Source organism: Pseudomonas sp. Wu6, from assembly GCF_019891515.1.
Taxonomy (GTDB): Bacteria; Pseudomonadota; Gammaproteobacteria; order Pseudomonadales; family Pseudomonadaceae; genus Aquipseudomonas; species Aquipseudomonas orientalis_A.
The window spans coordinates 234,992-249,440 of the sequence record NZ_JAFLXH010000001.1; the positions used below are offsets into that span (position 1 = coordinate 234,992).

At 61.2% G+C, this 14,449-nt stretch carries 12 protein-coding genes; 1 reads left to right on the forward strand and 11 read right to left on the reverse strand.

What is annotated here, in order from left to right; all coding sequences use genetic code 11:
* Positions 1 to 121: 121 nt before the first annotated feature.
* The 7 genes from J1G34_RS00950 to hutC form a co-directional block, all read right to left on the reverse strand.
* Positions 122 to 946, reverse strand: coding sequence for a quaternary amine ABC transporter ATP-binding protein (locus J1G34_RS00950; protein WP_065885735.1), 825 nt, complete (start codon positions 944 to 946; stop codon positions 122 to 124).
* The gene (locus tag J1G34_RS00955) at positions 943 to 1,794 is read right to left on the reverse strand and encodes an ABC transporter permease (RefSeq protein WP_065885736.1); all 852 of its coding nucleotides are present in this window, start codon (positions 1,792 to 1,794) and stop codon (positions 943 to 945) included. The genes J1G34_RS00950 and J1G34_RS00955 overlap by 4 nt, the downstream gene beginning before the upstream one ends.
* A 71-nt stretch (positions 1,795 to 1,865) precedes the next feature.
* Positions 1,866 to 2,831 carry an ABC transporter substrate-binding protein gene (locus J1G34_RS00960; RefSeq protein WP_065885737.1) on the reverse strand — a complete coding sequence of 322 codons (966 nt, stop codon included), beginning with the start codon at positions 2,829 to 2,831 and terminating at the stop codon, positions 1,866 to 1,868.
* 68 nt (positions 2,832 to 2,899) lie between these two features.
* Positions 2,900 to 4,345, reverse strand: coding sequence for a purine-cytosine permease family protein (locus J1G34_RS00965; RefSeq protein ID WP_122560758.1), 1,446 nt, complete (start codon positions 4,343 to 4,345; stop codon positions 2,900 to 2,902).
* A 130-nt stretch (positions 4,346 to 4,475) separates the two neighbouring features.
* Entirely contained in the window at positions 4,476 to 6,164 is a 1,689-nt protein-coding gene (gene hutU / locus J1G34_RS00970; RefSeq protein WP_065885739.1) for a urocanate hydratase, read from the reverse strand.
* 392 nt (positions 6,165 to 6,556) lie between these two features.
* Complete coding sequence (locus J1G34_RS00975) at positions 6,557 to 7,117, reverse strand: HutD/Ves family protein (protein ID WP_065893721.1); 561 nt, start codon at positions 7,115 to 7,117, stop codon at positions 6,557 to 6,559.
* Positions 7,114 to 7,824, reverse strand: coding sequence for a histidine utilization repressor (gene hutC, locus J1G34_RS00980; RefSeq protein ID WP_170827588.1), 711 nt, complete (start codon positions 7,822 to 7,824; stop codon positions 7,114 to 7,116). Before hutC ends, J1G34_RS00975 begins: the two co-directional genes overlap by 4 nt.
* Positions 7,825 to 7,971: 147 nt before the next feature.
* On the opposite strand from hutC, the gene J1G34_RS00985 reads away from it, so the two are divergent.
* Positions 7,972 to 9,336: a formimidoylglutamate deiminase gene (locus J1G34_RS00985; protein WP_222993065.1), complete on the forward strand. Its 1,365-nt coding sequence runs from the start codon at positions 7,972 to 7,974 to the stop codon at positions 9,334 to 9,336.
* A gap of 113 nt (positions 9,337 to 9,449) precedes the next feature.
* Here J1G34_RS00985 and J1G34_RS00990 read toward each other — a convergent pair whose 3' ends face one another.
* The 4 genes from J1G34_RS00990 to J1G34_RS01005 form a co-directional block, all read right to left on the reverse strand.
* Positions 9,450 to 10,019: a lipocalin family protein gene (locus J1G34_RS00990; protein WP_065885743.1), complete on the reverse strand. Its 570-nt coding sequence runs from the start codon at positions 10,017 to 10,019 to the stop codon at positions 9,450 to 9,452.
* A 30-nt stretch (positions 10,020 to 10,049) separates the two neighbouring features.
* Entirely contained in the window at positions 10,050 to 10,304 is a 255-nt protein-coding gene (locus J1G34_RS00995) for a lipoprotein (protein ID WP_033897714.1), read from the reverse strand.
* 310 nt (positions 10,305 to 10,614) lie between these two features.
* Positions 10,615 to 11,622 (reverse strand): class 1 fructose-bisphosphatase, encoded by a 1,008-nt coding sequence (locus tag J1G34_RS01000; RefSeq protein ID WP_065885744.1) that lies wholly within the window; start codon positions 11,620 to 11,622, stop codon positions 10,615 to 10,617.
* A 233-nt stretch (positions 11,623 to 11,855) separates the two neighbouring features.
* Complete coding sequence (locus J1G34_RS01005) at positions 11,856 to 14,306, reverse strand: glycogen/starch/alpha-glucan phosphorylase (protein WP_065893724.1); 2,451 nt, start codon at positions 14,304 to 14,306, stop codon at positions 11,856 to 11,858.
* Between the last annotated feature and the right edge of the window lie 143 nt (positions 14,307 to 14,449).

The following is a 14,449-nucleotide window of genomic DNA, read 5'->3' on the forward strand; positions in this document are numbered from 1 at the left end:
AATTCTTGTGCAGCCTTGCCGGCCCTATCGGGGGCAAGCCCCCTCCCACCTTTGAAATGCATTCCCCTGTGGGAGGGGGCTTGCCCCCGATGAGGCCGGCAGCCTCAGCACCAAACCCGGATCAGACCACCGCCGCCCGCCGCTGAACAAAGCGATCCACATACTCATCCGCCGGCGAGTGCAGGATCTCGCGCGGCGTGCCGACCTGGATCAGCTTGCCGTCCTTGAGGATCGCAATGCGGTTGCCGATGCGCACGGCCTCGTCGAGGTCATGGGTAATAAATACGATGGTCTTGTGCAGGGTCTTTTGCAGCTCGAGCAACTGGTCCTGCATCTCGGCGCGGATCAGCGGGTCGAGGGCGCTGAAGGCTTCGTCCATCAGGATGATATCGGTGTCGGCCGCCAGTGCGCGGGCCAGGCCCACACGTTGACGCATGCCGCCGGAGAGCTGGTGCGGGTATTTGTTTTCATAGCCTTTGAGGCCCACGGTTTCGATCCAGTGCAGGGCGCGTTCGGCGCAGACCTGCTTGGTTTCGCCACGCACTTTCAGGCCATAGGCGACGTTGTCGAGCACGCTTTTGTGGGGCAACAGGCCGAAGCTCTGGAACACCATGCTGATCTTGTGGCGACGGAATTGACGCAGGGCTTCCATGTCCAGTTGCAGGATGTCTTCGCCATCCACCAGGATCGCGCCGCTGGTGGGGTCGATCAGGCGGTTGAAGTGACGCACCAGGGTGGACTTGCCGGAGCCGGACAGGCCCATGATCACAAAGATTTCACCGGTAGCGATGCTCAGGGACAGGTCGTTCACACCGACCACGCAGCCGGTCTCGGCCAATACCTGATCCTTGGTCTTGCCCTGGCCAATCAGCGCCAGCGCCTCCCTGGAGCGGTTGCCGAAGATCTTGAAGACGTTTTTGACTTCGATTTTGCTGACGGTAGTCATTTGCTCGCCTCATGCCGTGGACGACCATAGGCCTGGGTAATGCGGTCGATGACCACTGCAAGAATCACTATCGCCAGACCGGCCTCCAGGCCACGCCCGACGTTGAGGGTCTGGATGCCGACGAGGACATCTTCACCCAGGCCGCGCGCGCCGATCATCGAGGCGATCACCACCATCGATAACGCCATCATGGTGGTCTGGTTGATGCCGGCCATGATGCTCGGCAGCGCCAGCGGCAGTTGCACGCCGAACAGTTGCTGCCAGCGGTTGGCGCCAAAAGCATTGATGGCTTCCATGACTTCGCCGTCGACCTGGCGAATGCCCAAGTCGGTCAGGCGGATCAGCGGCGGCGCGGCGTAAATGACCGTGGCAAAAATCGCCGGCACCTTGCCCAGGCCAAACAGCATCAGCACCGGGATCAGGTACACGAAGCTGGGCATGGTTTGCATGATGTCGAGCAACGGCATCAGCACCGAACGCAAGCGATTGCTGCGCGCGGAAAGGATGCCCAGGGGAATGCCGATCAGCACCGAGATCACCGTGGCGACCATCATCAGCGCCAGGGTCTGCATCAGTTTGTCCCACAGGCCGACCGCGCCGACGAGGAACAACAAACCGACGATCACGGCCGTGGTCACCACCTTGCGGGTGGCATGCCAGGCGATCACGCCGACGATGGCCAGCATCAGCCACCAGGGCGCCGCGCGCAGCAGCCCTTCCAGATTGACGATGGCCCACAGCAGGGTGTCGGAGATGTGCCGGAACACATCGCCGTAGTTGGTGACCAGCGAGTCCACCCAACCGTTGACCCAGTCGGCGATGGAAAACGTAAAACTCTCGGGAAACATAGCGTGCTCTCGATCCAGTGGGTTGAGGCCAGGCGTCCGGCTGCCTCTCAGGGTAGCCGGACACGCTTTACCTACAAGGCCGCGTCGATTTTCCTGGCGGCGTCTTCGCTCACCCAGGCGTGCCAGACTTCAGGATGTTCCTTGAGGAAAATTTTCGCCAGCTTCGGCGACTCGATCCGTTCCTTGGCCATGCGGCCCAGGTTCTGGTTCAGCAGGTCGATGGGCAGGTTGACCTTTTCCAGCACGGCCACCAGTTCCGGCGCTTGCTCGTGGAAGGTCTTGGACAGGCCGACCTTGATGCTCACGCTTTTATCCACACCGGGCTTTTCTTCCAGCTTGACCAGGTCCACCTGGCCCATCAACGGCGTCGGCGACCAGTAGTAGAACAGGATCGGCTCGCCGCGCTTGTAGCTCGACAGTACCGCCGCGTCCAGCGCCGGGCCGGTGCCGGGGCGGAAGTTGGTGTAGGTGCTTTCCAGGCCGTAGCTCTTGAGCATTTCGCTGTTGTCCAGTTCACAGGTCCAGCCGGCCGGGCAGTTGTAGAAGCGGCCCTTGGACGGCTCTTCCTGGTCCTTGAACACGGCGGCGTACTTGGCCAGGTCAGCGATGTTCTTCAGGTCAGGCGCCTTGGCTTCCAGCTTGCGCTTGGCGTCACCTTCGATCACATAGCGCGGCACGTACCAGCCTTCAACCGCGCCAACCACCGGCGCACCGACGCCGACGACCTTGCCGGCCTTCTCGGCCTTGTTCCAGACTTCGCTTCGGCCCACCCACTCCTCGGCAAACACCTGGATGTCATTACTGCTCAGGGCGTTTTCCATGGTGATGGAGTTGCCCGGCAGGCTGTCGGTTTTGCAGTCGTAGCCTTTCTCCAGCACGGTTTGCAGGATGTCGGTGAGCAACATGCCGCTTTCCCAGTTCAGCCCGGCGAATTTCACCGGCTTGCCGGATTCGCACCAGCCGGCCGCCTGGGCGCCGGCGCTTGCCAGCAAGCCCGCAGACAGCAACGTGGTCAGCAGGGTCTTATGCATTTTCATTATGTGACGCTCCCAATCATGAAATGGATTACGGCAGTCAAAAGGCGTCCTGCCTTGTCCACGTCCCATCAGGCTTGCGCAGGCAGCCCGTCTGTTGTGAGTAAAGAGCCCTGCTCTTTCGGCAGGATCAGATGATCGGGCACCGTGCCGTGCCATTTTTTTGCACACACGTAATACACGGCTGCAGGCAGTACCAGGCCGATGATCCAGGAAATATCCACGTCCCCCAGCGCAGCCACCAGGGGCCCCGTGTAGAACTTGGTTGAGATGAACGGCAACTGCACCAGCACGCCGAACACATAGACGCTGATCCCCAACAGGTTCCAGCGACCGTAGCGTCCGTTCGGGTCGGACAAGGCCGGCACGTCGTAGCGCTCGCGGGTGATGCAGTAGTAATCCACCAGGTTGATCGCGCTCCAGGGCGTGAAGAACGCCAGCAGGAACAGGATGAACGACTTGAACGCACCGAGGAACGAGTGCTGGCCGAGCAACGCGATCAGGGTCGCCGCACCGACGATGACGAGCACGAACACCAGGCGCTGCAGACGGGTGACCTCAAGGCGGCCACGAAAACCGCTGATGATGGTCGCAATGCACATGAAGCTGCCGTAGGAGTTGAGCGTGGAGATGGTGACCTTGCCGAACGCGATGCTGAAGTACAGCAACGCCGCAGTGGCCCCCGTCCCGCTCAAGCCAACGATGTAGGCCACTTCATGCCCGGCGAATTGGCCGTTGGACATGGCGGCGGCAAACACACCGAGCACCATCGCCACCTGTGCGCCAATCACCGAGCCCGCACCCGCGGCGAAGAAGGTTTTCACCGATGACGTCTTGCTCGGCAGGTAACGCGAATAGTCCGCCACGTAGGGGCCGAAGGCGATCTGCCAGGAGGCCGCGAGCGACACGGCCAGCAGAAAACTGCTCCAGCTGAAGTGACGGATCTGCAGGAGCGCGCCAACATCGGTCTGGCTCATCAGGCGACTGAACAGGTAGACAAAGGCAATCACGCCGATGACGCTGGCAACACGCCCGATGAAATGGATCACCCGGTAACCGAGCACCGTGACCAGCACGATGACACTGGCAAAGATCAGAATGCCCACGCTGTCGCTGACCCCGAACAACTGGCCCAGCGCCTGCCCGGACAACACGGTGCCGGTGGCGGTAAAGCCCAGGTACATCAGGCACACCAGCACGATCGGGATGGCCGCGCCATACACGCCGAACTGCACCCGGCTGGAGATCATCTGCGGCAGGCCAAGCTTGGGCCCTTGCGCCGCATGCAACGCCATGACGCCGCCGCCGATCAGTTGACCGATCAACAGACCGATCAACGACCAGAACACGTCACCGCCCAGCACCACGGCCAGGGCCCCGGTGACAATCGCGGTGATTTGCAGGTTGGCCCCCATCCACAGGGTGAACTGGCTCAGTAGACGACCATGTCGTTCCGCTTCGGGGATGTAGTCGATCGAACGCCTTTCGATCAACGGGGTGGTGTCGTTCGCAGCCATGCTGTTCAACCTCTGATGGATTGTTCGATGCTTTTCTGTAGGAGCGAGCTTGCTCGCGAAAAACGTACATTCAACGCAGCGATGTGCCTGGAATACCTTCGCGAGCAAGCTCGCTCCTACAGTGAGTGCGTCAGCCGTTAATCATCGGCAGATTCAGGCCCTGTTCCCTGGCGCAATCGATCGCGATCTGGTAACCCGCATCCGCGTGACGCATCACCCCGGTCGCCGGATCGTTATGCAGTACGCGCGCAATGCGTTCGGCCGCTTCGTCGGTGCCGTCACACACGATCACCATGCCCGAGTGCTGCGAGAAGCCCATGCCGACGCCGCCACCGTGGTGCAACGAAACCCAGGTCGCGCCGCTGGCGGTGTTGAGCAAGGCGTTGAGCAGCGGCCAGTCGGACACGGCGTCGGAGCCATCCTGCATGGATTCGGTTTCGCGGTTCGGGCTCGCGACCGAGCCGGAGTCGAGATGGTCACGGCCGATCACCACCGGCGCCGACAATTCGCCGCTGCGCACCATTTCGTTGAAGGCCAGGCCAAGTTTGGCGCGCTGGCCCAGGCCGACCCAGCAGATACGCGCCGGCAAACCCTGGAAGCTGATGCGTTCGCGGGCCATGTCCAGCCAGTTGTGCAGGTGGGCGTCGTCCGGGATCAGTTCTTTGACTTTGGCGTCGGTCTTGTAGATGTCCTGCGGGTCACCGGACAGCGCCGCCCAGCGGAACGGGCCGATGCCACGGCAGAACAGCGGGCGGATGTAGGCCGGTACGAAACCCGGGAAGTCGAAGGCATTTTCCACGCCTTCTTCCTGGGCCATCTGGCGGATGTTGTTGCCGTAGTCGAACGTCGGGATGCCCTGCTTCTGGAACTCCAGCATGGCTTTGACGTGCACGGCCATCGACTGCTTGGCGGCCTTGATCACGGCGGCGGGTTCGGTCTTGGCGCGGGCGCGGTATTCGTCCCAGGTCCAGCCGGCCGGCAGGTAACCGTTGAGCGGGTCGTGGGCGCTGGTCTGGTCGGTGACCATGTCCGGACGCACGCCACGTTTGACCAGCTCAGGCAAAATTTCGGCGGCGTTGCCCAGCAGGGCGATGGAGATGGCTTTGCCTTCCTGGGTGTACTTGGCGATGCGCGCCAGGGCGTCGTCAAGGTCAGTGGCTTGCTCGTCGACATAGCGGCTGTTCAAGCGGAAATCGATGCTGACCTGCTGGCACTCGATGTTCAACGAGCAGGCACCGGCCAGGGTCGCGGCCAGCGGTTGCGCGCCACCCATACCGCCCAGACCGGCGGTGAGCACCCAACGGCCCTTGAGATTCGAATCGTAATGCTGGCGACCAGCTTCGACGAAGGTTTCGTAGGTGCCCTGGACGATGCCCTGGCTGCCGATATAGATCCAGCTGCCGGCGGTCATCTGGCCGTACATGGCCAGGCCCTTGGCATCCAGTTCGTTGAAGTGTTCCCAACTGGCCCAGTGCGGCACCAGGTTGGAGTTGGCGATCAATACGCGCGGGGCGTTGCTGTGGGTCTTGAACACGCCGACCGGCTTGCCGGATTGCACCAGCAGGGTTTCGTCGTCATTGAGGTGGGTGAGGCTCTCGACGATCTGGTCGTAGCATTCCCAGTTGCGCGCCGCACGACCAATGCCGCCGTATACCACCAGTTCCTTGGGGTTCTCGGCCACTTGCGGGTCGAGGTTGTTCATCAACATGCGCAGCGGCGCTTCGGTCAGCCAGCTTTTGGCGGTGAGCGTGTTACCGCGGGCGGCGCGGATTTCGACGTCACGGTATTTTGTAGGCCTTGCTTTCGAAAAATCGGTCACAACTGGACTCCTCGGCGATCGATGCGCGGACTTGGACGGTGCGAAGAAGAGTCTTACGCACACACCTTTACTTGTATGTACAAGCATATGCAATCGAGCGGCCAACTTTCCGCGAGAGGGGCTTGGATTTTTTTGCACAGCGCGTGGGAGCCTTGGAAATTAAGGCTTCCAGGCTTGATGAAATTTCTTACAGAGGAATTTACGACGGGGGAAAGGTAGTCACGACAGCATGGCTTTGCGTCACGCTGGGGCATTCGGTAACAAATTGGTGCACAGGTTGGAAACGCCGCAGAAACAAATGTGGGAGGGGCCTTGCCCCCGATTGCAGAGTTTCAGCCACCAGATCTTTGGCTGATACAGCGCTATCGGGGGCAAGCCCCCTCCCACATTTTTTAACCGCGTGCGGTCAGTTCGATCAGGCAGCAGCGACCACTGACCGAGATATCCAGCAGGCCGGTGTTACCGTCCACTTGCAGGCAATCGTGATGGCCGAGTTTCTCGCCCAGCACCTTCACCTCATCGGCAACGCTGAACACCAGCACCGTCCGGGCCGTGCTGAAAAAGCGTTGCACGCCATCCACCCACTGCAAGCGCGCGTGGTAACGCTCAGGCGAGTAGATCAGGTTGAAATCGCGGATCGGCCCGGTGATCAAGCGGCACGACACCTGGCTGTCACCGGCGAAGGCGAACGGCTGCAGCGGTAACAAACCGCGCTGCTCCTCACCGTCGACGGTCAACACCATGCCCGCGCCCTTGATCACCGTAATCACGCGCTGGTAACCGGCGAAGGTGGAAAACCCGCCCGACTCGGCAATATCGGCAATCGACAGGCGCCAGCCGAAACCCTCAAGGCCGGTGCCCGCGTCGCGGGTGATTTCTTCGGTACTGCCGCCGCCGTTCTTCCACGGCATGCGCACATAGTCGGCGGCGCGCCAGACGTTGACTGAACTCATTTACTGAAGCGTCCTTCGAGGCTGTGCCGGGAACCGGGGTGAATCAGGCGCGCGGCCGTGACCGGCTGGCGGCCGGACCAGGTGCGCCGGCGAATCAGCAGGCAGGGCTCGCCCGCTTCGATCTGCAGCAGCTTGCACTCGGCGGCATCGGCGAGGATCGCTTCAACCACGTGCTCGCCTTCGGTCAGCGGGGCCACCTGGTTGAGGTAGGCGTAGGGCGTTTGCTGGGTGAAATCCTGCTGCAAGTATTCCGGGGCGACCAGCGCGTTGACGAAACGGTCTTCGATCTGCACCGGAATGTCGTTTTCGAAATGCACGATCAACGAGTGAAACACCCGCCCGCCTTCGCGCATTTCCAGGGCGACGGCGCGTTCGGAACCGGCCGCTTCCTCGCCCAGAGTAATGACCTGGCACGTATGGCGATGGCCGCGGGAGGCGATCTCATCGGCAATGTTGTGCACTTCAAACAGCGCCGACTGACTCTTGGGCTCGGCGACGAACGTACCCACACCCTGCATGCGCACCAGCAACCCTTCGGCCGTCAGCTCACGCAACGCGCGGTTGATGGTCATGCGGCTGAAGCCTAGTTGGCTGACCAGCTCGCTCTCCGACGGCACGCGGTAATGGGGCGGCCAGTTGCCGTTGAGGATCTGCTGGCTGATCATCTGTTTGACGCGGGCATACAAGGGCGCCGGACTTTCGTCCATATGGGCAGCCAGCGAAGACTTGGCAGGCGGAGTCGGCACGAGGAATCCTTGCAGGGGAAAAAGATGCATAGATTGCCGGAGTTTACCGAGCAGGCAAACGTCTGTATATGTATATACAAATAAACACACGACCGGGGTGACTTGATCATGTCTGCTTTCTTTGCCGAACGCGCGCTGCTGCCTGATGGATGGGCCAATGATGTACGTCTTGAAATCAGCGCCGATGGGCGGCTGACGAAGGTAGAGGCCAATGCCACGGCAGACGGCGCCGAGCGGCTCAGGGGGCCGGTACTGGCCGGCATGCCGAACCTGCATTCCCACGCCTTCCAGCGCGCCATGGCGGGTCTGGCCGAAGTGGCAGGCAATCCGAACGACAGTTTCTGGACCTGGCGCGACCTGATGTACCGCATGGTCGGCAAAATCAGCCCGGACCAGTTGCAGGTCATCGCCCGCCAGCTGTACATCGAAATGCTCAAGGCCGGTTATACCTCGGTGGCCGAGTTTCACTATGTACATCACGACGTCAGCGGCCAGCCCTATGCCGACCGCACAGAGCTGTCGCGCCAGATCAGCCAGGCAGCCGCCAGCAGCGGGATCGGCCTGACCCTGCTGCCGGTGCTTTATACGCATTCGGGGTTCGGTGGCCAGGCCCCCAACGACGGGCAGCGCCGGTTTATCAACAGCACCGAAAACTACCTGGATTTGCAGGCGCGCCTGCAGCCGATGCTTGCCGCGCAACCTGCGCAGCACCTGGGCCTGTGTTTCCACTCCCTGCGGGCAGTCACGCCCGAGCAGATCAAGCAATTGCTGGCCGCCAGCGACAAGGCTTGTCCGGTGCACATCCACATTGCCGAACAGCAAAAGGAAGTCGACGACTGCCTGGCCTGGAGCGGCAAACGCCCATTGCAGTGGCTGTATGACAATGTCGACGTGAATGAACGCTGGTGCCTGGTTCATGCCACTCACGCCGACTCCGACGAAGTGACGCGCATGGCCAGGAGCCGGGCGATTGCCGGTTTGTGCCTGACCACCGAAGCCAACCTGGGCGATGGCATTTTTCCGGCAGTGGACTTTCTGGCCCAGGGCGGCCGCATGGGTATCGGCTCCGACAGCCATGTGTCACTGAGCGTGGTGGAAGAATTGCGCTGGCTGGAATACGGCCAGCGCCTGCGCGATCAACGGCGCAATCGTCTATATCGCGACGACCAGCCAATGGTGGGCCGCACGCTGTTCGATGCGGCACTGGACGGTGGCGCCCAAGCGCTGGGGCAGCCGGTTGGCCGCCTGGAAGTGGGCAAGCGGGCGGACTGGATCGTGCTGGACGGTAACGATCCGTACCTGGCCACGGCCAGTGAGGACGGGATTCTCAATCGCTGGCTGTTTGCCGGTGGTGATCGGCAGGTACGTGATGTACTGGTCAACGGCCAGTGGGTGGTGCGCGATGGGCGTCATGCTGGCGAGGAAGACAGCAGCCGGGCATTCACCCAGGTCTTGAGGGATTTGTTGAGCTGACAAGCGACACATAACAAATGTGGGAGGGGGCTTGCCCCCGATTGCTGTGTGTCAGCCAGCTCATCTGATACTGACACACCGCTATCGGGGGCAAGCCCCCTCCCACATTTTGATTACTGCGAACTCTTGGCCATCTGCTTATCCGGAGTACGGAAGATCAACCGCGTCGTGTCATACCCCTGCTGCCGCGCCCTGCTCAGCAGGTCTTCACGGGTTTCGGCACTCACCGTCGGCGTACGCGACAGGATCCACATGTAACGCCGGCTAGGGCTGCCGACGATGGCCGTCTTGTAGTCATCGCTGACATACAGCACCCAGTAATCGCCCTTGGCGACGCCGGGCAGTAACGACGTAAACCAGTTGTCGAATTCCACCCAGAGCTTGTCGGTCTTGCCCGGCACCTGGGGCGTGGCCGTGCCTTTGGCTTCCTGCCATTTCCATTCAGGCGTCAGGCAGCGGTTGAACACCGACATGTCGCCATCGGGCAGCAAGGTGTAGCGCGCTTCGGACTGCGCACAGTTGCGCTGGAAGTACATCGGCAAGCGGGCCAGCTCATACCAGGTGCCCTGGTAACGCTTGAGGTTGACGTGACTCGCGGTCTTGGGTTGCAGATCATCGCCAGAATGGCTGGCACAGCCCGCCAAAAACAGGCTGGCGCAAAGGAACACAACAAAACGCATCATTCTTCTTCTCCCGCAGGCTCGCGCCCCGGTTTACTTCAGGCCTTGCCCGGAAAACATCAGAACCTTGTCACCGGCATACTGCACGCTGATAAAGCTGTTTTTATCGCCCCAGGTGCAACTGGACATGCCCAGTGCGCCGGAACAATCGGTCGGCTTGCCCAGCAACGACTCCACCTCGGCCTTGGCCATGCCGGCCGACAGCTTCTGGTAATTTTCTTGGTTGACCTTGCTGCAAGCGGCCAACAGCACGCAAAAAGCCAGCAGGGCGAGACGGCGTAAAGACATGGAAAAGCTCCTGGAGAGACAAAGCAGCTGGGGTATCTGCCAGAAGCTTAGAAGGGAAAAGAGGTGTCTGGTTCCCGACGAGCGAAAACAAAAAAGCCGCGAAAACGCTGAAACGTTTCGGGGCTAGAGAGCTGATCGTTCCCACGCTCTGCGTGGTAATGCATCCCGCGATGCTCTGCGTCGCCATTGCGCAAAAAGCAGGACGCGGAGCGTCCAGAGCGGCATTCCCACGCGGAGCGTGGGAACGATCATGACGCGGGCTGTCTGGATGCCCGCGTCGCCTGTCAGCTTTTCGCGAGCAAGCTCGCGCCTACTTGTGATAAGCCGTCACACGCTCAACTTCTTCCTTCGAACCCAGGAACACCGCCACTCGCTGGTGCAGGCCTTCGGGCTGGATGTCGAGGATGCGCTGATGGCCGTCAGTGGACGCACCGCCCGCCTGCTCAACCAGGAACGACATCGGGTTGGCTTCGTACATCAGGCGCAGCTTGCCCGGTTTGGAGGGCTCGCGGCTGTCACGTGGGTACATGAACAGGCCGCCACGGGTCAGGATACGGTGTACGTCGGCCACCATGGCCGCGACCCAACGCATGTTGAAGTTTTTCTTCAGCGGGCCTTCTTCGCCTTCCATCAATTCGTTGACATAGCGTTTCACCGGCTCTTCCCAGTGACGCTGGTTGGACATGTTGATCGCGAATTCCTGGGTGGAGGCAGGAATGGAGATGTCTTCGTGGGTGAGTACGAAGCTGCCCATTTCGCGGTCCAGGGTGAAGCCCTTGACGCCATCGCCCAGGGTCAGGACCAGCATGGTCTGCGGGCCGTAGATCGCGTAACCGGCGGCGACCTGCTCGGTGCCGGGCTGCAGGAAGGCCTTTTCGTTCAGGGCTTCGTTCTGGCTCAGGTATTCGTTCGGGCAACGCAGTACCGAGAAGATGGTGCCGACCGGGGCGTTGATGTCGATGTTGGACGAGCCGTCCAGTGGGTCGAATACCAGCAGGTATGCGCCTTTAGGGTATTTACCCGGGATCTGGTAGGCATTGTCCATTTCTTCGGACGCCATGCCGGCCAGGTGACCGCCCCATTCGTTGGCTTCGAGCAGGATCTCGTTGGAGATGACGTCGAGCTTCTTCTGCACTTCGCCCTGCACGTTTTCAGTGCCCATGCTGCCCAGGACACCACCCAGTGCGCCTTTGGACACGGCGTGGCTGATTTCCTTACAGGCACGCGCCACCACTTCGATAAGGAAGCGCAGATCGGCAGGCGTGTTGTTGCTGCGGGTCTGCTCGATCAAATAGCGACTCAAGGTAACGCGGGACATGGAAGGCTCCGGAGAATGGGGGGCTGAAAACCCGCGCAGTTTAACGCGAGTCGGGGCGTATTTCCTCTAATCAGAGGATTTAACGCCAATAGAGTTCACGGCTTGGCGCCACGAGCCTCTGTAGGAGCGAGCTTGCTCGCGAAAAACTTAAAGACGCCGCGTTCGTTCAGGAAGCAAGCGTTATCGTTGACGTTCTTCGCGAGCAAGCTCGCTCCTACAGTGGCATCAGGGGGCTAGTCGAGGGCTTTCCAAATTTCGGTGGCGTATTCGCGGATGGTACGGTCCGAGCTGAACCAGCCCATCCGCGCCGTGTTCAACACCGCCGAGCGCCACCAGGCCTTGGAGTCGTGCCAATGCGCTTCAACCTGCGCCTGGGCGTCCCAGTAGGAGTCGAAGTCGGCACACACCAGGAAGCGGTCATAGTCGATCAGCCCGTCGATCAACCCCACATACCGGCCCGGATCATCCGGCGAGAACACCCCGCCACGGATCGCTTGCAGCACATCGCTCAACCGATGGGACGCGGCAATATCCGGCCCTGCATTGAACTCGCCGGCATGCTTGCGAGCCTCTACCTGCTGGGCACTGAGACCAAAGATGAACATGTGCTCGGCGCCCACGCGCTCGTGCATCTCCACGTTGGCGCCATCCATGGTGCCGATGGTCAGCGCGCCGTTGAGGCCGAACTTCATGTTGCTGGTACCCGACGCCTCGAAACCGGCGGTGGAAATCTGCTCCGACAAATCCGCCGCCGGAATGATGCTTTCCGCCAGGCTGACGTTGTAGTTGGGCAGGAACACCACCTTGAGCAGGTCGCGCACGGTCGGGTCGTTGTTGACGGTGCGGGCGATGTCGTTGGTCAGCTTGATGATCAGCTTGGCCTGGTGATAACTCGCCGCCGCCTTGCCGGCGAAGATTTTCACCCGCGGCACCCAATCGACTTCCGGCTCGGCGCGGATCGCCTGGTACAACGCCACGGTGTGCAGCAGGTTGAGCAACTGGCGCTTGTACTCGTGAATCCGCTTGACCTGCACGTCGAACATCGCCGCCGGGTTCACCGAAATGCCCAGGCGCTCATGGATGATGTCGGCCAGCGCCCGTTTGCTGTGCAGGCGTTGGTCGGCGAAGGCTTTGCGGAAGGTCTGCTTCTCGGCGAAGGTTTCCAGCTCGCCGAGGCGCGTTTCCATGGTGTCGAGAATGTCCGGGCCCAGCGCGTCCACCAGCATCGACGTGAGCTTGGGATTGGCCTGGTACAGCCAGCGACGGAAGGTGATGCCGTTGGTTTTGTTGTTGATGCGCTCCGGGTAGAGCTTATGCAGTTCGGAAAACACCGTGCTGCGCATCAGTTGAGTGTGCAGCCCGGACACGCCGTTGACACTGTGGGAACCGAGGAACGCCAGGTTGCCCATGCGTACGCGACGGCCGTTGTCCTCTTCAATCAATGACACTGCGCGCAGCACGTCGAAGTCGTGAATGCCCTTGGCGCGCAGCGAGTCGATATGCCGGGCGTTGATCAAGTAGATGATCTGCATGTGCCGGGGCAGCATGCGTTCCATCAAGCCGACAGGCCAGGTTTCCAACGCCTCGGGCAACAAGGTGTGGTTGGTGTAGGAAAGCGTTTCGACGGTGACGTCCCACGCGGCCTCCCACGGGATGTCGTGCAGGTCGACCAACTGGCGCATCAACTCGGCCACGGCGATGGACGGGTGGGTGTCGTTGAGCTGGATGGCCGCGTGTTCGCCCAGGCTCAGCACCGTGCCGTGCATGTTCTTGTGGCGGCGCAGCAAGTCTTGCAACGAGGCGGACACGAAGAAGTATTCCTGACGCAGGCGCAGCTCCTGCCCCGCTTCGGTGCTGTCGGCCGGGTAAAGCACGCGGGAGATGCTTTCGGCGCGGGCCACCTCGGCCACGGCGCCCAGGTGGTCACCAGCGTTGAAGCGTTCCAGGTGCAGGTCTTCCACCGCGCGGGCACGCCACAGACGCAGGGTGTTGACGCTGGCGCCACGCCAGCCGACTACCGGGGTGTCATAGGCCACTGCGCGTACGGTTTCGCTGGGCGACCACACCTGAATCATCTTGCCGGACGCGTCCGCCAGGGTTTCCACGCTGCCGCCGAAACCGATCGGGTAGATCACTTCGGCGCGTTCGAACTCCCAGGGGTTGCCGAAATCCAGCCAGCGTTCGGTCTGCTCCTGCTGCCAGCCATCGACAATTGCCTGGCGGAACAAGCCGTGCTCGTAACGAATGCCATAACCGTGACCGGCGATGCCCAGGGTCGACATACTTTCCATGAAGCACGCCGCCAGGCGGCCCAGGCCACCGTTGCCAAGCGCCGCGTCGGGTTCGAGCAGGCGAATGCGCTCAAGGTCGACGCCGAGCTCGGACAGGGCTTCGCGAGCGATCTCCAACACGCCAAGGTTGCTCAGGCTGTCGTAGAGCAGGCGGCCGATAAGAAATTCCAGCGAGAGGTAATACACGCGCTTCTGGCCTTTGCGGTAGATGCGCCGCGTGTGGTCCATCCAGTGGTCGACCATCTGGTCGCGTGCGGCCAGGGCAATGGCCTCGAACCAGTCATGGTCGAAGGCGTGGTCCGGGTCCTTGCCCACCGCGTAGGTGAGTTTGGTCAAGACGGCATCGCGAAATGCGGCTACCTCTGCTTCTCGTGCAAGTGGTTCCTGAGACATCAATTGCGACCTCGGGCGAGATAGAAGGAGTTGCTAGAGCCTAGACGGTCTGACAGACGGTAGACGCTCTGGTTCGTCAATTTTTTAACTCATTCACGGTTACGTGAATTTGATGCAGAGGTCGTGCCCGATCGCCGTTCGCG